Annotated in this window: 19 protein-coding genes; 10 read left to right on the forward strand and 9 right to left on the reverse strand. The window is 36.4% G+C overall.

Annotation, left to right across the window (positions count from 1 at the left end):
• Positions 1-19: 19 nt before the first annotated feature.
• From A1704_RS03265 to A1704_RS03275, 3 genes are all read right to left on the reverse strand, one after another.
• Entirely contained in the window at positions 20-1,279 is a 1,260-nt protein-coding gene (locus A1704_RS03265) for a tetratricopeptide repeat protein (protein ID WP_062670406.1), read from the reverse strand.
• Positions 1,279-3,441 carry a type VI secretion system Vgr family protein gene (locus A1704_RS03270; RefSeq protein WP_062670407.1) on the reverse strand — a complete coding sequence of 721 codons (2,163 nt, stop codon included), beginning with the start codon at positions 3,439-3,441 and terminating at the stop codon, positions 1,279-1,281. Before A1704_RS03270 ends, A1704_RS03265 begins: the two co-directional genes overlap by 1 nt.
• 545 nt (positions 3,442-3,986) lie before the next feature.
• A complete protein-coding gene (locus A1704_RS03275) occupies positions 3,987-4,490 on the reverse strand; it encodes a DinB family protein (protein WP_062670408.1) in 504 nt (167 codons plus the stop codon).
• A gap of 156 nt (positions 4,491-4,646) precedes the next feature.
• Here A1704_RS03275 and A1704_RS03280 point away from each other — a divergent pair, with 156 nt between their 5' ends.
• Together A1704_RS03280 and A1704_RS03285 are read left to right on the forward strand one after the other, a co-directional pair.
• A complete protein-coding gene (locus A1704_RS03280; protein WP_082798689.1) occupies positions 4,647-5,783 on the forward strand; it encodes a tetratricopeptide repeat protein in 1,137 nt (378 codons plus the stop codon).
• Positions 5,784-5,876: 93 nt separating this feature from the next.
• Positions 5,877-6,215 carry a nuclear transport factor 2 family protein gene (locus A1704_RS03285; RefSeq protein WP_062670411.1) on the forward strand — a complete coding sequence of 113 codons (339 nt, stop codon included), beginning with the start codon at positions 5,877-5,879 and terminating at the stop codon, positions 6,213-6,215.
• Here the strand turns inward: A1704_RS03285 and A1704_RS03290 are convergent.
• The 4 genes from A1704_RS03290 to A1704_RS03305 form a co-directional block, all read right to left on the reverse strand.
• Complete coding sequence (locus A1704_RS03290; RefSeq protein ID WP_062670413.1) at positions 6,212-6,775, reverse strand: DUF6624 domain-containing protein; 564 nt, start codon at positions 6,773-6,775, stop codon at positions 6,212-6,214. The genes A1704_RS03285 and A1704_RS03290 overlap by 4 nt on opposite strands.
• A gap of 43 nt (positions 6,776-6,818) precedes the next feature.
• On the reverse strand, positions 6,819-7,370 hold the full coding sequence (locus tag A1704_RS03295; RefSeq protein WP_082798690.1) for an AAA family ATPase: 552 nt from the start codon (positions 7,368-7,370) through the stop codon (positions 6,819-6,821).
• 61 nt (positions 7,371-7,431) lie between these two features.
• Entirely contained in the window at positions 7,432-8,427 is a 996-nt protein-coding gene (locus A1704_RS03300) for an MsnO8 family LLM class oxidoreductase (RefSeq protein ID WP_062670415.1), read from the reverse strand.
• Positions 8,428-8,492: 65 nt separating this feature from the next.
• Positions 8,493-8,849, reverse strand: a complete 357-nt coding sequence (locus A1704_RS03305) for a winged helix-turn-helix transcriptional regulator (RefSeq protein ID WP_062670417.1) — start codon at positions 8,847-8,849, stop codon at positions 8,493-8,495.
• Positions 8,850-8,957: 108 nt separating this feature from the next.
• Between A1704_RS03305 and A1704_RS03310 the strand changes: the two genes are divergently transcribed.
• Positions 8,958-10,091, forward strand: coding sequence for an MFS transporter (locus tag A1704_RS03310; protein ID WP_238590568.1), 1,134 nt, complete (start codon positions 8,958-8,960; stop codon positions 10,089-10,091).
• A gap of 127 nt (positions 10,092-10,218) precedes the next feature.
• On the opposite strand, the gene putP is transcribed toward A1704_RS03310, so the two are convergent.
• On the reverse strand, positions 10,219-11,715 hold the full coding sequence (gene putP, locus A1704_RS03315) for a sodium/proline symporter PutP (protein ID WP_062670421.1): 1,497 nt from the start codon (positions 11,713-11,715) through the stop codon (positions 10,219-10,221).
• A 254-nt stretch (positions 11,716-11,969) separates the two neighbouring features.
• Complete coding sequence (locus A1704_RS03320) at positions 11,970-13,265, reverse strand: Ig-like domain-containing protein (protein ID WP_131797465.1); 1,296 nt, start codon at positions 13,263-13,265, stop codon at positions 11,970-11,972.
• 236 nt (positions 13,266-13,501) lie between these two features.
• Here A1704_RS03320 and A1704_RS03325 point away from each other — a divergent pair, with 236 nt between their 5' ends.
• The 7 genes from A1704_RS03325 to A1704_RS03350 all read left to right on the forward strand — a co-directional run bounded on the left by A1704_RS03325 (position 13,502) and on the right by A1704_RS03350 (position 18,002).
• On the forward strand, positions 13,502-14,383 hold the full coding sequence (locus tag A1704_RS03325; protein WP_062670425.1) for a cupin-like domain-containing protein: 882 nt from the start codon (positions 13,502-13,504) through the stop codon (positions 14,381-14,383).
• A gap of 124 nt (positions 14,384-14,507) precedes the next feature.
• A complete protein-coding gene (locus A1704_RS03330) occupies positions 14,508-15,221 on the forward strand; it encodes a hypothetical protein (protein WP_062670427.1) in 714 nt (237 codons plus the stop codon).
• A gap of 57 nt (positions 15,222-15,278) precedes the next feature.
• Positions 15,279-15,815, forward strand: a complete 537-nt coding sequence (locus A1704_RS03335) for a TetR/AcrR family transcriptional regulator (protein ID WP_062670429.1) — start codon at positions 15,279-15,281, stop codon at positions 15,813-15,815.
• Between the two features lie 10 nt (positions 15,816-15,825).
• Entirely contained in the window at positions 15,826-16,359 is a 534-nt protein-coding gene (locus tag A1704_RS03340; protein WP_062670431.1) for a Crp/Fnr family transcriptional regulator, read from the forward strand.
• A gap of 67 nt (positions 16,360-16,426) precedes the next feature.
• Entirely contained in the window at positions 16,427-16,810 is a 384-nt protein-coding gene (locus tag A1704_RS03345) for a hypothetical protein (RefSeq protein ID WP_062670433.1), read from the forward strand.
• Between the two features lie 93 nt (positions 16,811-16,903).
• A complete protein-coding gene (locus A1704_RS24870) occupies positions 16,904-17,023 on the forward strand; it encodes a DUF4236 domain-containing protein (protein WP_238590569.1) in 120 nt (39 codons plus the stop codon).
• A gap of 154 nt (positions 17,024-17,177) precedes the next feature.
• The gene (locus A1704_RS03350) at positions 17,178-18,002 is read left to right on the forward strand and encodes a DUF4236 domain-containing protein (protein WP_238590570.1); all 825 of its coding nucleotides are present in this window, start codon (positions 17,178-17,180) and stop codon (positions 18,000-18,002) included.
• Positions 18,003-18,008 lie beyond the last annotated feature (6 nt).

An 18,008-nucleotide genomic window follows, 5' to 3' on the forward strand; every position in this document is an offset into this window, starting at 1 on the left:
GATTTCTTTTAATTTGAGATTACCCTGCTTTTGGTTTTTCTACACTCACCTTCCAGTCATCACCAAAATAAGTCTTCATTTCATTGTTCAGTATTGTTTTTTTATCGGTATCACCTTCATATTTGAGAATAAGCATTGAGGCTACAAACCTAAGACTGCTCTGTTCTCTGGCTGAAGAATCCATCAATTTTGCTATATCCAGACATTTTTCAAAATATCTGATCATTTTATCTTTTGTCAGAACCGTATCATTCAATGTAGCGATGATTCTGTAACACTCAATCGCCATTGCATATTCTCCTATTTTCTGAGCAGTTTCTGCAGCTTTTTCAAATATTATTTCTGCTTTGGATTTTTTAGAGTTTCCCAGCAGAAAACTACCATAATTCATATACATCTGAACTGCTAAAGGGCTATCCGGTTCTACTTCTTCTAATATTGTGCGGTAGGTATCTTCTGCCTTTTCTTTCTTCCTGTCTGCAGTATAAGCCTGGGTAAGCATAAAATAAGCAGAAATCTCTCCCTGTTTATTCTTTTGTTCTTTGGCAAGTTTCACAGCTGTTTTCAATGCTTGCTCTGCTTCTTTGAATCTTTCTTTGCTTAAGTGATTGCTTGCGATAAGAATCTGTTGTTGAAAATCCGTATCCGGACTGTTCTTCTTGCGGTTAGTGTGAGCCGCAGTATTCTGCATTAACTGATGAATGTCTACTTCCACTCTGAAGCTATGCGCAGAAGAGATATTGGGCAAAGTTCTGTAGGTATGATGTTCTGCCCATACCAGTTTAATATCTTTATTCTCTGACATTTCACAGATCCTGCACCACTCTTTCACCCATAAAGAAAGTTCCCCGGTATCACTGATCCTGAGTGGAGCAATGTAGATGTAAATTTTAGAATCCTGAATATTAGGGAAGTTCTTCTTTAATTCCATCAAAGGATAAAATGCCTTATATGCATCTGTTTTAAAGTTTTCTTCCGGGTTTTTCAAATCCCATTGAGGAATATTCTCTTCGCTTTTTTTCAACATCTCATAGAACTCAGTCCATTCATCCAATAAGGTTTGCCCGAAAGAGTTCATTCCGTTAAATTCCTGATAATGGAGTAAAAAAACATCATCACTTTCTTCATCTTCAGAAAGTTTCGATTTGATAAATCCGTCAAAAAGATCCGTTTCATGTTTTTCGCCTATACAGATCAGCATAGGTTTTTCTTCGTTTTTTGAAACAACTTTCTGCCATTGTCTTTTTAACTTCACCAACTCCAAATCTACAGGATTCATTAATTCAGTTTTACAGTTCCACTTACAATATTTGTTTCACTTCCGCCGCCAACATTAATTTTTCCTCCACTGCTAAGATTGGCTTCAGTATCACCTCTCATGGAAAGCGTATTAGTTCCGATATCAAGGGTATCAGATTTGATTCCAACACCGGAAGTAGGTTCACCATTTTCAGGTCCTACACCAACTCCGATACTCGTTGTTCCACCAACTCCAATATTGACTCCCTGTACAAATATTTCTTTTCCTTTAATCTGAATATTGCCATCTTTATCCATATAGATTGAGCTGCTTCCGCAATTCAGCGTAATGGAAATTTTGCTGTCTATGCTTATATTTCCTGCTCCGTCCAGAAAAACAGAATTTTGATCTTTATCTTTTACGGTAATCCCACCAGCATCATCCAGGCTCATTGTATGCCCGCTTTTACTGCTTAAGCTTTTAATATTATTTCCGGCACCACCGCCGCCGCCAACGCCTCCATGGAACATTCCTCCCATCACGAACGGACGGTCAGGATGCTGGTGCGCGAAATTAACCACTACCTGGTCACCTTCTTCCGGAATCGCCATGAAACCACGATTTTTACTCACTTTTTCGCTTCCTCCACCATCTGGAGTCATTACCCTGATATATTCTGTTGTGGTAGAACCATTTTGCCAGTCGAACTGTACTTTAACTCTACCCTGATTCAAAGGATCTACATTGGAAATTACTTTGGCAAATTGTGCATCTGCTTTTGGGGTATGAAACTCCGGACGTGGAATAAATCCCGTATCAGAAGCTATTGCTTCAAAAGTTCCGGTATAATATCCTCTGGCATCTACCTCATGGTACATATCAGTAATCATCAGTTTGGTAAAATAGGTCGTTTCACTGCTTTCAGCTTTTCTCATTTCTATATCCGCGATACAGCCGGGATAAAGAAATGGCACTGTGGTAATTCCTGAAATAACAAAGACTTCAACAGCCTTACTACCAGCAGTCCCTTTCTGGGAAGTTTCCACATCCATGAAAGACACCGCTTTTATGGGAGCCACTCTTAATGAAGGAGTCGTAAAAGTTTTTTCTGAAATTTCATACGCTCTTTTGGCAATATCTGAAGTATGATTAATTTTTGAACTTCCTGCTGTTAATTTTTCATTTTTACTACTGTTATAGCCATAAAATGAAGGATTCACATGCTGAGCTTTCATTTTTATCTTGATATCACTCACACTGCTTCCATACGTAAGCTTCACAGGTTTTTCCTGAGGCGGAAGTTTTCCGAAATGCAATACTTCACCATCGTAATAGAACTGTTCACCGTAGGCTTCTGCAATTCTGGCCAGATAGTTATAATGGGTCTCCTCATATTGTGAGCTATAAGAAACATTTCCATGGGCAGCATCCACCCTGAAATCAAAACTGCTTTGCCCGAGCCCTTCTTTGATTACCTGATCTGCAATACTGTTCAGACTAATTTCCTGTGCTCCGCCAAAACTTTGAATATGAGGAGCTGCATCCAAAAGAACCGTAGGGCTTGATCCTGTAAGAACAATATTTCCCAGGCTTCCTTTTTCCTGGCTGAAACCTACTTCTGTGATCACTCCTACAAAGTTTCTTTCGGGGCCGTCTTCAACATCTTTATATCTGAAAATTACGGTAATTCTTTTTCCAAGAAAGTTTTGAGCTTCTTCAAGATTGTGGTTTTCTAAACTCCCTAACGTATCGTGGGCCAGCATCAGATCGAATTCATGATGTTTTACAGCACTTTGTTTTAACTGAAAATGCTTGAAATGTTTTATCACTTTTCCGTCAATTACAATTTCAAGTTTTACTACACGATTGATCCCAGCAACTTGATTTCTGGGTATTGTACTGGCATTATAAATCCCTGAAGTAGGCTGTTTAGCCCATACTTTATCTTCTATCAGTGTGGGAGGGTTCGGTTGTTTAACCTGATTCATAAACATTTGAGAACCGTTTTGAACCACACCTGTATACGCCTGAACCTGAGCCATTTTTTCTGTAGCTTTCTTAATAGTTCCGCTCGATTTTTCCTGTATTTCCTGAGCAGCTTTGTTGACTGCCTGATCTGTCAATGTCTCTTTAATATTCTTTACAGCTGAAATTTTATCTTTGGAAACAGGCATTTTGGGTGAATGATCGTCCTGAAACATAATTGTAATATTTTGATTGATTGGGTGTCAGTTTTTTTAAGCCTGAAATTGATCTGAACAACAAAGTTCAGATACATTTTTCGTTATCCGTACTCCATGGTAATGGTGAAATCCAGATATTGAGATCAGAACAGGGTCTTAAAAAGGAAAATTATAAGTGTAAGTTTGCTTTATAACCCTGTTGAATTTCAAGATTTCTCTTGATGTTATTCTTATAATATGTGGGTTTTAATCATTATTAATTTTTTTGTAATTGGATTGGTGGTATTACAAAGATAAAACGGTAATCGCTATTCAGAAAATTTTCATCATGTAATCTGAAATTTTGTCGTAGTTCTACGACTTTTTATAAATAATTCTAAAGTAAATGATTAAAAAAAAGGAATAAACACCTATATATCAAATAAATATTTAACAATTTTTAATAAACGAAAACAAACAATTTTTCACTTAAGATAGAAATAAATCAAAATATAAGATCTTTTAACAAAAAAACCAGCGGTACATTGGCAGCTGGTTTTTGTTGTTAATAGTGTGACGATCCCTTATAATTTCACACTGATCTCCTGCACTTCCTCTGCAGAAAGCCCATAAATTTGAGGTGTTTTTACATCCAGAAGGTTCAGGTAGATGTATAGTTCTGCCCTGTGGTGGATTTCATGTTCTATCATGGCGCGAAGCCATTTCCATACGGAAATTTCACTATTGGCAGGAGTAAGACATTTCCTGGTAAGATCTTCGTCTGATAATCCTTCAATGATTTCAAGAGTCTGCCTGTGCATTTCATTGAAAAACTGAACTGTATTTTCATGGCCGTCAGCAAGGTCTTTACCACATCCAGGATAAGCACTTCTCCTTCCTGCAATGGTCTCTCCATACATATACCGTTCAATGGCAGCAATGTGCCTTATCTGATCACCAATAGTAAATTTCCCTGGTTTGTAGGAAAAATCAATATGCTCAGGAGGAACAACTTCAATAATACGGTTTGTTCTTTCTCTTATTTTCCTGTAATACTCAAGGAATGACTGCACAGTTTTTATTTCCATATCTTTTGCTTTTTCCGTACAGTGAATATAAGAAATCTAATGATATTGAGGTTAAGGTTTTGTTTAAATCATTCATAAGATTAAAAAAATCCCCAATAAGTGAGTCCAAAATTTGGAAGCTCAATAAATAACCAATATTTTAGTTAAAAAATAACCATGATGAAAAGAGGAATTTGCCTGTGTATTATTCTATTAAGCTTTAAAAATCTTACTGCCCAGTCTGCAAAAATTGATACTGAAAAACTTCTTGAGTATTATGAAACACAACGTTATGCTGATGCAGCTACTTATCTTCAGAGCATATATCCCGGAGATACACAGGATATAAAAGCCCTTTCACAAATTGCTTACTGTAATATGATGGCTGGAAAACTGCCTGATGCAGAGAAAAGTTATCTGAAAATCAACACTATTCAACCCAACAACCTGCCTACTCTATTCAGTTTAGCAAGTATTAACTCCAGACGTGGAAATGTTTCTAATGCCAAAACCTTTCTTCAACAGATCATTCAGCTTGACAGTCTTAATTTCAGTGCTTATAAACAACTTGCTGCTTATGCAGAAACACCGGAATCCAGACTTAATTATCTTAAAAAAGCCAATACACTGAATGCTACCGATCCTGATGTGGCTTATGATCTTTCGATAACTTATAACGGTCTCAAACAATATCAACCCGCTTATGATGTATTGAAAACAGCGATCGCGGCTGATACTGAAAACTTTACTTTACAACAAGCTCTATTGCCGGTTGCCAATCAGCTCACCAAATATCCGGAAGTGATTGAAACTGGTGAAAAACTTCTGAAAAACCATGCTGATGTCAATGTAATGAACGATGTGGGGCAGGCTTATTTTTATGTAAAGGATTATCAAAAATGCATTATGCTTTACAAAATGCTGGAAGACATGGGAGTACAAAATGAAGGCACATTATATTTTATGGCACTGAGCTATCGTGAACTGAAAGATTATAACAATGCTGCCCTCTATGCTCAAAAGACTATTGATGAAGCTATTTCAGACCACACCAACCTTTATTATGCTGCACTGGCAGGCATTTATGAAGCTCAAAATCAGTATAACGAGGCGGTGACCGCTTACAAAAGAGGATTGACTTTTGGGACCAGCAATATTATTTATTACCGTTTGGGACTTCTTTATGATCTCAATCTGAAGCAGCCTAAGAATGCAGTAACCTACTATCAGCTGTATCTTAAAAACAATCCTGATCAGAACAAAGAAAAAGAACAGATTGCTTATGCAAAAGGAAGAATTCCTGTTTTAAAATAAGTTCAAAAAGAGATAAAAGCATTTTGTGATTATAGTCACAAGGGAATGGTCAGTGAACCTTTAATTTTGTATTCACCAATAAAAACAATCTTTATGAGTAATACCATTCAAAACGTTGCAGAACAGTTTATCCACTATTTAAATGAAGAAAATTTTGACAAGGCGGAAAGCTGTCTCGATCCTGATTTTAAATTTATAGGGGTAATGGGAAAGAGAGAAGGCGCATCTGTGTACATCAAGGATATGAAGCAGATGAAGTTTAAGTATGAAATTCTTAAGACTTTTACTTCCGGTGAAGATGTTTGTTTCTGGTACAATATTGATATGGGAGAAAAAACAATAGAATCTTCGGGATGGTATCACATAAAGGATGGAAAGATCCGTACTTTAAAGGTTCTGTTTGATCCGAGACCTTTATTAAAAGAGTCTTAAATCCATCCTGCTTTTTTCCTCCAGATGGTATATTCAGCGTCTTTGCTATCAATTTCCGGAATGTCTTCAGCATCCGGAATTTTATTGATATCTGATTCGGAAAGAGCCCGCAGATTTACCTTTTCGCGTTCTGTATTTAGGTTTTCTTTATTTTCTACGGGATAAATTACTCCTTCAGGGGTCAACTGTGTCCCATACTTTTGAGGTTTACTCTGAAAAACCTGAATCCGGTCGTATAAATAGGCTTTATGCAAAGGGTTAATATCATTGGAATGTTCTTCCATCATAGCATAACATGTTTTCATAAATTCAGGTTCCCCGATGGCATGCTGGATAATCAGCCAGCTTGCATCATTAGCTTTCCCGCCGACTTTTGAGATAGTGGGATAACCTATTTCTGCTATAATTTCCCGCAGCCGTTTGGCATTGGCTCTATGAATATTTTCCATTTCAGGATGATAACCTCCGGATAATTCTCCAGCCAGCAATAGTTTTTCTCTGACGGACAGATCCTGGTCAGCCATTTCGATCAGTTCTTTTTCAAAAGGAAGATGGTTCATAATTGATAATTGATGAGTGATAATTGATAAATGATAAAATTCTTTATATGAGCCTGTCAAGGATAAAACGGGCTCTGTTTTTTACTGAAATTTTCGGGACTTCTATAATATTGTAACCATATTCCTGATAAATTTCGTTCATACATCCAAAGGTAAGCATAGATTTCTCGAAGGTTTGTTTTCTTTCAGGGTCATTTTCGTAAATATCTTTCCATGGCGGCAGAATGAAAACATTGTTATGATAAATCATTTCTCTTGTTTTAACCTCCATAGATTCCGGAACAGGAATATTTTCAAGTTTCATATAACCAAGTGTATCCAGTATTCCACGGTCAAAGAAAACAGGTTCTGCAGAAGTTGTCTGACTTATTCTCAGGTAGGTTTTTACAGATTCTTCGAACATCATCTCTGCAAAAAGTTCTTTGTTAAGCCATGGAAGCCCTTCACCACCGGAATCCATCTGTTCTTTAATGATTCTTCTTCCTTCTTCAGGTACAGTTATCAGTTCATGGCGGCTTAATTCATCCAGCAACGTTGTTTTTCCTGCTCCCGGGCCTCCTGTAATGATATATAATGTTGATATATTCTGTTTCATGGATTTGAATTATAATATAAATAAAGCTCCATAGCACAACAGAAATTTGATACTGTGGAGTTTATCTATTATTTTTAATGATACTTTTATAAGTGTTTATACGATCTTCTTCCCGGTACATATTACACAGGATCAGAAGATCATCTGTATGGTACTTTTGGGAAATCTCATCTAATCTCTGATCTACAGATTGCGGGGTTTCTATAATAATTCTGTTTAATGTAGTAAAGAATTCTTCTTCCTCCTTTGTTCCCAAAATTTTCTGTTCTACTGCTTCCGGAGAAAAAACCGCATTGGGACTTGCCAATTGTCTGGATTGCAAAAACTGATAGGCCATTCCATAAGCATTGCGTCTGGCATCTTCAATTTTGTCCGCTACTGATACTGCCACAGCAACCTGTAATGAAGGCCGGGGAAAATATTGTGTGCTATCAAATTCTTTGAGGTAAGTATCTGTATTTTCCTTTCCATTTTCACTATTCATAAAAGCGGCGAACGAATATCCGACTCCGTGTCTGGCTGCTTCTCTGGCAGAAGTCATTCCTGAGCCCAGCCACATAATTTCCGGAATATGCTGTACATGAGTCGGCTGTGCTATAAGTCCATCATATATCCCTTCTTTATCTTTTATGAATTGAATAATCTCTTCCAGTTTGGTTTCCATATTGGATAAAATAACTGGTTTATGATTGTTCAGTGCCATGACAGCATCTTTTAATCCTCCGGGAGCTTTTCCCAGACCGAGAATAAAACGCTCAGGATATAAGGTTGACAACATTTTGGTCCATTCTGCAATCTTATAGGCAGAATAGTTTCTCATCATGATTCCGGCAGTTCCTATTTTGATCCGGTTTGTTTTACTGAGAACAATAGCAGCTAAAAGTTCAGGGCTGGAACTGGCATACGCTTCTACACCATGATGTTCGGAATACATGATACTGTGATACCCTGTTTCTTCAGCCATTACAGCAAGATTAAGACTGTTTTTCAATGCAGATGCCGCACTGCCGCCCATGGTGGCGGGTGACTGATCTAATATCCCTAATTTCAGCTTCATGCTATAGAATCAATTTTATGGTGAAGGTATGAAAAAAGCGTTATGTAATGGGAAATATAACCTTATTATTCTTTGGGAGGGAAAACAATTCCTTCACCTTTCATGAAGTCATAGCCCAATGTCATAATGATTTCAATAACCGGGATCGATTTCTTTCCTTTTTCTGTAAGACTATACTCCACTTTCGGTGGAACTACAGGGAAAACTTCTCTGTGAATCATCTCTTTGGCTTCCAGTTCACGCAACTGGCTCGTCAACATCTTATCTGTAATATGAGGAATATCCTTTTTAAGCTCACTAAAGCGAAGAGGTTTCTCCTGTAACCTCCACAAAATAGGCATTTTCCAGGTTCCTCCAATATGACTTAACGCAAATTCAATAGGAGTATAATACAGTCTTTTATCATGGAAAAATTCAGGCATAACAACGTTTTTTAGATTAGTACTTTCAAAAAGGTAAGTATAGAACTAAAAGGTAAGTATATAGTTTTCTGATAGTCTATTCTGCAAATTTGCAAAAAAAAAATGAATATGAACAGAAATCTTTATGTACTGGCACTAGGTGTTTTCGGAATTACAACCACAGAATTCGGAGTGATTGGCGTATTGCCGGAAATTGCTTCTACATTCCGGATCTCCATTGAAAAAGCAGGATGGTTACTCAGTATATTTGCAATGATTGTGGCTGTCTTTGGCCCTTTCATGCTTCTCTTATTATCTTCATTCAAAAGAAAAAATCTATTGGTATTTTCCTTGCTTATTTTTGTTGCCACGAATATTCTGTCAGCCTATATCTCAAATTTCCATTTGCTTCTTATTATCAGAATGCTTCCTGCGTTTTTCCATCCGGTATACTGGTCTATTGCCTTATCTGTTGCCGGTCAAACCTCAGATCCTAAAGAAAAGTCAAAGGCTGTGAGCATTATTTTTTCAGGGCTTACATTGGCAACTGTTTTAGGAGTTCCGTTGGCAACTTTTATGTCTGACCTGCTTTCCTGGCAATCCTCTTTTTTACTTACCGCTTTTATTAACGGAGTCGCTCTGTTAGCTGTATGGATCTATTTACCATCGATTCAAAATACAGGAATATCATCAAATAAATTCTCCATGGAAATATTTCGGAATAAACATTTGTGGATCGGAATTTTCCTTGCATTTTTTATCATTACAGCCATGTATTCAACTTATGGTTATATGGCCGAATTTTTAAGGAGTGTTACCCGAATGAACGGCCTACAAATCAGCATCATGCTCCTCCTGTTTGGAACAGTAGGAATTGCAGGAAATAAAATTGCGGGACGATATATGAGCCAATTTCCGTTTCAAACGACTCTGGTGTTTTTAATCTTATTATCAGGCATTCATCTCCTGATTGGATATTATGGAAGTTATTTTAAACCCATGATCTGGATAATAGGATGCTGGGGATTAGTTCATTCCGGAGGATTTCTAATCAGTAATGTGAATGTGACCTCATCTGTTTCCGATTCTTCAGAGTTCATCAACAGTATTTTTACTTCCTGTGGAAACTTTGCCGTTACAGCCGGAACTCTGCTTGGAGGGAGCTGGATTGCCCATTATGGTATTGAAAATATAATATGGTCGAGCATTATAGGCTTTATCCTTGCACTTATTATGCTAACCATTAATGGCAAAAAACAGTAAAACACCTATAGCACAGACTGTTAAATAATAATAAATTTTCGATTTTATTTTAAATGTAAAATAAAGAATCTCCCCTTACTTGTGCAAGAGGAGATTCTTTATAACTGTAATATTTTAGTGCCGGATGCTATTCGTGCATGATCTTCTGAACTTCATTGAATTCGCTTTCAATGACAGGATCAGGCTTATATGTTGATAATGAAACAATCACGTTAGTCAACAGGGAAAGCGTAAACCCAGGAATGATTTCGTACCAGTCTTTCAGCGGATGTTGTAGATAAACCCAGGCTAAAACTGTGATTCCCCCTACCATCATCCCGGCAAAGCCTCCCTGCCATGTTGCTTTTTTCCATAAAAGCGACAGCAGGATCAGGGGCCCGAATGCAGAACCAAAACCTGCCCATGCATTTCCTACCAGATTGAGAATACTATCCTTTGGATCCAGGGATAAAAGTACCGCAATGACAGCTACCAGTAAAACAGAAAGTCTGCTTGCTATTAATAATTGCTTAGAAGTTGCTTTTTTATTCAGAAAAGCTTTGTAAATATCTTCTGTTAATGAACTAGAAGTCACCAATAACTGAGAGGAAATCGTACTCATTACCGCTGCCAGAATAGCTGTAAGTAAAAATCCTGCAATGAACGGATGGAATAATATACGGGAGAAATAAATGAAAATAGTTTCTGCTTCCGTCTTTGATCCGTCAAACTTCATCATGGTATTCATATCGAACTTTTGCAGATAAGCGATTCCTACCAATCCTATGGCCAGAGCTCCGGCAACAGTAAAGATCATCCATGTAATCCCGATGCGTCTCGCTTTGATCAGATCTTTAGGTTTGTCAATGGCCATAAAACGTACCAGAATATGAGGCTGACCGCAATATCCTAATCCCCATGCCAATAAAGACACAATACTTACGGTTGTGGTTCCTCTGAACAGATCCAGATATTTTGGATTTTTTGCTTCAATCAGAGAAAACGTCTCTCCCACACTTCCGATTTGGGAAATCGCTACAATCGGAACAATCACCAATGCTAATACCATGATGGTGCCCTGTACAAAATCAGTAAGACTTACAGCCAGAAAACCACCTAAAAATGTATACAGCACTACCACCAGACTTGTCAGGAGTAAGCCAGCAGTATAATCCATTCCGAAAGCTGATTCGAATAATTTTCCTCCCGATACCATTCCTGCAGAAGTGTACAGGGTAAAAAATACCAGAATGAAAATAGACGACGTGATCTTCAGAAGCTGATTTTTATTTTTGAACCTGTTTTCAAAAAATACAGGTAACGTAATGGCATTCTGTGCCACTTCTGTATAAATTCTGAGCCTTGGGGCTACAATAATATAATTGAGATAAGCACCAATGGTTAATCCTATGGCAATCCAGGAGCTTGAAATTCCGGAAAGATACATTGCTCCCGGAACCCCCATCAAAAGCCATCCGCTCATATCGGCTGCTCCTGCAGACAATGCTGTTACGGCAGCTCCCATTTTCCGGCCGCCAATTAAAAATTCTTCTGAATTACTTGTTGATTTTCTATAAGAATATATGCCTATACCTATCATTAATAAAAGGTACAACCCCACAGAAATCCCTTCATATACTTGCATATCATTATTTTTACGAAGCCGAATATAATGATTTTCTAATGAATGGAATTACGCAAAGCAAACTAAGCTTTTACTATTGCAGCTTTTTTCGAACTCTGCCAAACAACAAGTGATAATATAAAACCGAGCCCCATAAACAGAACAGGAATATATTTACCCCAAACTTTCTGTAATACTGAAAGATCCAATAACAATCAAAAAGCAAACTATTGAAACTGTATATAAAAGCTGGTTATCAATCGTTTGTAATCAAACTATTTTTCCCTCGTTTTAAATTTTATAACCAAGTTTTCATCTTTCAGAGGGTACCCTTCTTTAGACCTGAAACTTTTATTGGTAAGTATAAATTCATACTCTTTGCCGGGCTTTACATCTACTCCCAAGACCAACGTTTTATCATTATTTTCCATTCCTTTCACTTTGGTCATCGGCATATATTCTTTTCCTTTATCAGAAAGATTGAAAGAATAGTAGCCAGGAACCATTTCCTGTGAAAAAGTAATTCTGAGCTCTTTGGTATCGGCATTTACATCTACAGAACCATTGACTGGTTCTATTTTCACTACATACGGTAATTGATTTTGATATTCTTTAACAAGCATACTGGCTTTTTCTTTGAAAAACTTTGATTTGTCCAGAAAGTCTTCCACTGCTTTATTATCACTATAGTTCAGTTCAATAATATCTTTTATAGCCTGTTTTTTATCTTTGGCATTCTGGTAATACATTTTACTGATCACATAGCCTACATAATATCCTAAATCCGCACCCTGTCCTTTTTGTCTTCCATTATAAAACCATTCAGCAAGATTACCGGTAAACATTTCTTTTTTAAACCTGGCTTTAATTTCAGCTTCATGAACCATTCCGTAAGAAATATATTTTCTTTGCGGAGATTCATTCATCACAAGTCCGGCAATCAGATCGCATGATCCTTCCTTTATGGCCTGATTTAAAACCCTGTTTTGATACCCCGTCTGCTGGGTATGGATATACTCGTGAATATTCAGGGAAACGATATTATCCAGAGACTGATTGGCAAACATACCCTTCAACCATTCATCTTTAAATTCTGAAACATCTGTAGACCCAATTCCGGTGGCAAGTTCTGCTCCTACCAATACCATATTTCCGCTCACAGTTCCTCCGGCGTTAAGCCCACCGATGGTAAAATACATTTCAGCGTCTTTAAGTTCAGGATACAATTGCTTCAGCCTGACAACACCAGCTTCCAGCTCTTTGGTCTTGGTTTTTATCGTTAAGGTATTTGGCCTTACTGAATTCCAGAATTTAGGGTATTTTTCTATGACTTTCACATATACACTATCGTTATAATCTCTGGCATTCATAAAAGCTTTTAAGCCTTTTGTTGCTTTATCAGTATATAGTCTTTTGATGAGATCCAGCTTTCCGGAATAATCATTTGTTTTTTGAATGCTGTCATATGCCACCCAAAAGTTATCAATATCTGAAGTGGAAATTCTGGTTGATTTCTGTGAAAAAGCAGTGGCAAATACAAGTGAAAAAATAAGAGTAGTAAAACGTTTCATGGTCATTTTTAATACGGCAATTATACATACAATTATTGTATTTCACAACTATCTTTTACCGTATAAACACTATAAATTTTAAAAGAACAGCAGGTAACATCATATTATAATAACTCCAAAAAAAGCAAAGCAAAAACAGGTGCTTTATTATTTATTTATATTAATTCCAAATAATTTTAATTCTTTCCATTTTATTGTCACAAATATTTAATACTTTAGCTTAATAATTTGAACAAATGGGAATAATCCTTAAACCAATTGATATTGTAGATGACATTTCACAGGAAGATTTCCGTGAAAAATATCTAAAGCCATGTAAGCCAGTGGTAATCAGAAATATGGCAAGAAAGTGGCCCGCCTATCAAAAATGGACGATGGATTACATGAAGGAAGTAGTAGGCGACGTTGAAGTTCCCCTTTATGACAGTTCCAAAGCAGATCCTGCCGCTCCTATCAATACACCGACTACGAAAATGCCTTTTCGTGATTATGTGGATCTTATTCAGAGAGAGCCTACAGATCTGAGAATTTTCTTCTTTGACCCTATAAAATTTGCGCCCAAACTGTTGGACGACTATGTTCCGCCAAAGAATCTTATGGGTGGATTTTTAGATAAATATCCAAGTATGTTTTTCGGAGGTAAAGGTTCTGTGACTTTCCTTCATTATGATATCGACATGCCGCATATTTTCCATACTCACTTCAATGGAAGAAAACATGTCCTTCTGTTTGAATACAAATGGAAAACACGTCTGTATAAGCTTCCTTATGCTACCTATGCACTGGAAGATTATGATATTGCCAATCCTGATTTTGAAAAATTTCCGGCTTTGGATGGTATTGAAGGAATTGAGTGTTTCCTGGAACATGGAGATACATTATTTATGCCTACAGGTTGGTGGCACTGGATGAAATATCTGGACGGATCTTTCTCTATTTCACTGCGTGCATGGGATAAAAGCTGGGCTGTAAAAGCACATTCCCTATGGAATCTTGCTGTGCAGCGTAATTTTGATAATTTCATGAAAGGCCGATACAAAAAAAGGTATATGGACTGGAAAGAAAGAAAAGCAGTAGAAAAAGCCCATATCGCTTTGAAAAAAGGGCTGCCAAAATAAAAACCTTTTAGATAAAAAAGTGGATGATTCGCTCAGAATCATCCACTTTTTTTATTCACTTTTGAGATGTATTGCAAAAAATAATTAAATTGCAAACGTTCCCTAAATACAAAAATACACATACATGTTTGAAAAATTAATCGATAGCTTTGAAAAGCTGTGCCTGCAGATTATTATTGAAATTTTACTGGTTCCTGTAACGATCTTCAAATTGTTTCAGGATCCGCGACGCTGTTATGATCTGTCTGTTCATGAAATGGAGAAAGAAGAGGCTGAACGTTTTCACGACTACCTCTCCCCTATCAAATTGTCTGTGTATACCTCTGTGATTGTCTCTGTTCTTTTAATGGATTATGGTGGTGAGCATAATATTATTTCAAAGATCAAAGGGCTCAGTATGGTAGAAAAAGCGCTCTTTATATTTTTGATGAATAATATTACTGCGGTAGTATTCACCGTTGCGATATTATGGTACAAAAAAGAAAAAGTGAATACCGTCACCTTCCGGACCTTATTATTTTCTTTTATTTATACAACCGTATACACCTCTACGCCTTTTTTTATATTAATCAGCTCGGCTATGTTTCTTGGAGAAACTTTGAATGTAGATGCTTATATAGAAAGCCTGGGAAAGATAAGCAACTATGGTACAAGAGAATACCTGTTCTTTCTGGTCTTTCTGGTTTTTATTATCATTGGAATTATCGGAATTTTCAAGCTTTTCAAAGCGTTGCATTATATTCTGAAGAATAACTTCACTTATCATCCTTATATCGTATGGTTTTTTACCTTACTTTTCTTTGTTATTCAGCTATATTATACAAAAGGATTTATTTAAAAACCAACACCTACCAGTCTGTTCATATTTTATTTACATTTGTAAAAATTTTACATTATGCCCAAACCTCGCGAAAGAATAATAAGCACTGCAATGGTTCTCTTCCATCGGCAAGGTTACAACAATACGGGCATCAATCAAATCATTGATGAAGCTAATGTATCTAAAGCAAGCTTTTACCAGCATTTTAAGTCTAAAGATGATCTTTGCATAGAATTTCTTAATAAAAGATATGATTACTGGGTGTCTGAACTTGAAAAATTCACAGCAGAAGCAGAAACACTACAAGAAAAGTTCCGGAAATCCTTCGATTTCCTGATCGACATGAATGAAAGAGAAGATTTCAGAGGATGCAGTTTTCTGAATATTCTGTCGGAAATTCCTGCAGATAAGGAAGAAATTCATAAAGTAATCCGTGATCATAAAATAAAGTTGAGAGAATCCTTCAATGAAGATATTCAAAACGATATGATTTCAGCCCATATCTATCTTCTTTTTGAAAGTTCAATACTGACCAGCCAGCTTTACAGATCCAATGAACTGATTGAAAAATCTAAAGTGATCGTACAGGATATACTGAACGCCTCCCATTAATCCTTCAGATATGCACATTCCTGATCTTCATTCTTTTTTGAAAGCTGACCTTCATTTATCCACTGAAGTTACTTATCCTGCTAAAACGATCCTGCTTGAAGAGGGAAAAATTTCTGATAAGATGTTCCTGGTAAAAAACGGAGCCTTAAGAGTATTCTTCTATCAGGACGGAAAAGAACTTACCCTGGAGTTTATAACAGAAAATCAGGCAGTTTCATCTTTTGACAGCTTCCTGAATGGCAATCCCAGCGATTTTGTTATTGAAACTCTGGAATCAACTACCGTTTATGAATTACAGGCTGAAACTTTTCACAGGCTCATGGAAAATGAGGAGTTCCAGCATATTTTCCTGCCACTTTTTTACAAACGTTTCAGTGAAATTAATAAACGGCTGATTTCTTTTATCAGAGATTCACCTCAGGAAAGGTATCAGCAGCTTCTCAAAAACAGACCGGAGCTTCTTCTGCGCTTTCCGCAGCATTATATTGCCTCTTATCTTGGGATTACCAGTGTTTCGTTAAGCAGAATACGCAGCCGAAGGTAATTTCTTTACAATTGTTATCGTCCGGTCAATAAGCTGGCGAGTAATTTTGCTTCAAAATAATAAAGTTATGAAGCATTTTATCCGGCAGGTATTCAACGATATACTAGAAAATACGGCATTTGACGAATTATTAATTGAGAAATATTTTTCAAAAGAATACATTCAGATTGTAGATCATTCTCAGCTTACTTATGATGAATTTGTTCTTCACATCAGAAAACTGAAAGAAAAAGTGGCTGAACAAAAGCTTGACATCATCAGTTACGCTGAAAATGGTAATATCATATTTACCCACCACATAGTAAAATCCACCCTAAAAGATGGAAGTAAGGTGGTACATAAAGTATTGGCAGAATTTACCATCCAGAATCATCAGATTATACGATGTAATGAATTGACTTTGCTCGTAGAGGGAAATGCTGTTGAAAAGAATTTAGGATCTGAAAGGTAGAGTTTTTAATTGATTATATGCCATTATGGAAAACCGTAAAAAGACTATCGTTTTACTATTTAATTTTGACATGTAACCAATAAAACAATAATCATGGCTTGGAGCTATAGAAAAAGGATCAAGGTAATTCCCGGAGTACATCTTAATTTTAGTAAAAGAGGTATACAACAAATCCGGTACAACATTAAGTACTTCTATCCTTGGCTTTTCTAGTCGACAAAAATTATCTACTCCTAAGTCAGCATCCAAAAGCAGTTCAAAATCCCAATATCAACCAATTTCACAGTATCCGGAAAATCCTATCAACAATTTTTATTATGACGAAAATATTTTCAGTGCTGATATTCATGAAATCACAAGTCAGAATATGCAGGGAATTAAAGAATCTATCATTTTAGCTCATCAACAAAAAAAGGAATTAATTACTGATCTTAAAAAAACTTCAAGAACGCTCTTTTTAACAAAGACAAAAAAAATTTTGAGCTTTGTATTTCTTTATGGTTTTATTAATAAGAATATTCCGCAAAATTCTGATAGAGATATAAAAGCTCAAAAGCAAGCTATTGAACAGATAAAAATGATGATTGAAAAATGTTATGTTAACCTTGAAATTGATTTTGATAATGAAATTAAAAAAAAATTTGAACTGGTGCATGAAGCTTTCAAGAAACTTACAACCTCTCACAAGATATGGGATATTACAAGTTCTCATTACCAAGACAGGGTGGCAATGCGCTCCTCAGCAAGTACAATAGTAAAGAGACGCGAAGTACACTTTGCATTGAAATCAATTCCTTATATCAAGTCAGATTACCAGGCATTATATCTGAAAAATGCAAATGGATCAGACTTTTATATCTATCCAACATTTATTGTTATGTATAACAATGAAAACAATTTTGCAATTATAGGGATTGACGAGCTTAATTTTCATCAAACCTATACGAGATTTACTGAAACATCAACTGTTCCCAGAGACTCTAAAATCATAGGCCAAACCTGGGCAAAAGTTAATAAAAATGGCAGCCGTGATAAAAGATTTAAAAGTAATTATCAAATTCCTGTCGTACGCTATGGAAACATTCGATTTTCCACTCAAACGGGTGTACTTGAAGAATACGAATTAAGCAATTATGAACTAACAGAAGAGTTTGGCAAAACTTTTAGAGAATTTCAAACCCAATTCAGATAGCATTTT

The organism is Chryseobacterium cucumeris (assembly GCF_001593385.1).
Taxonomy (GTDB): Bacteria; Bacteroidota; Bacteroidia; order Flavobacteriales; family Weeksellaceae; genus Chryseobacterium; species Chryseobacterium cucumeris.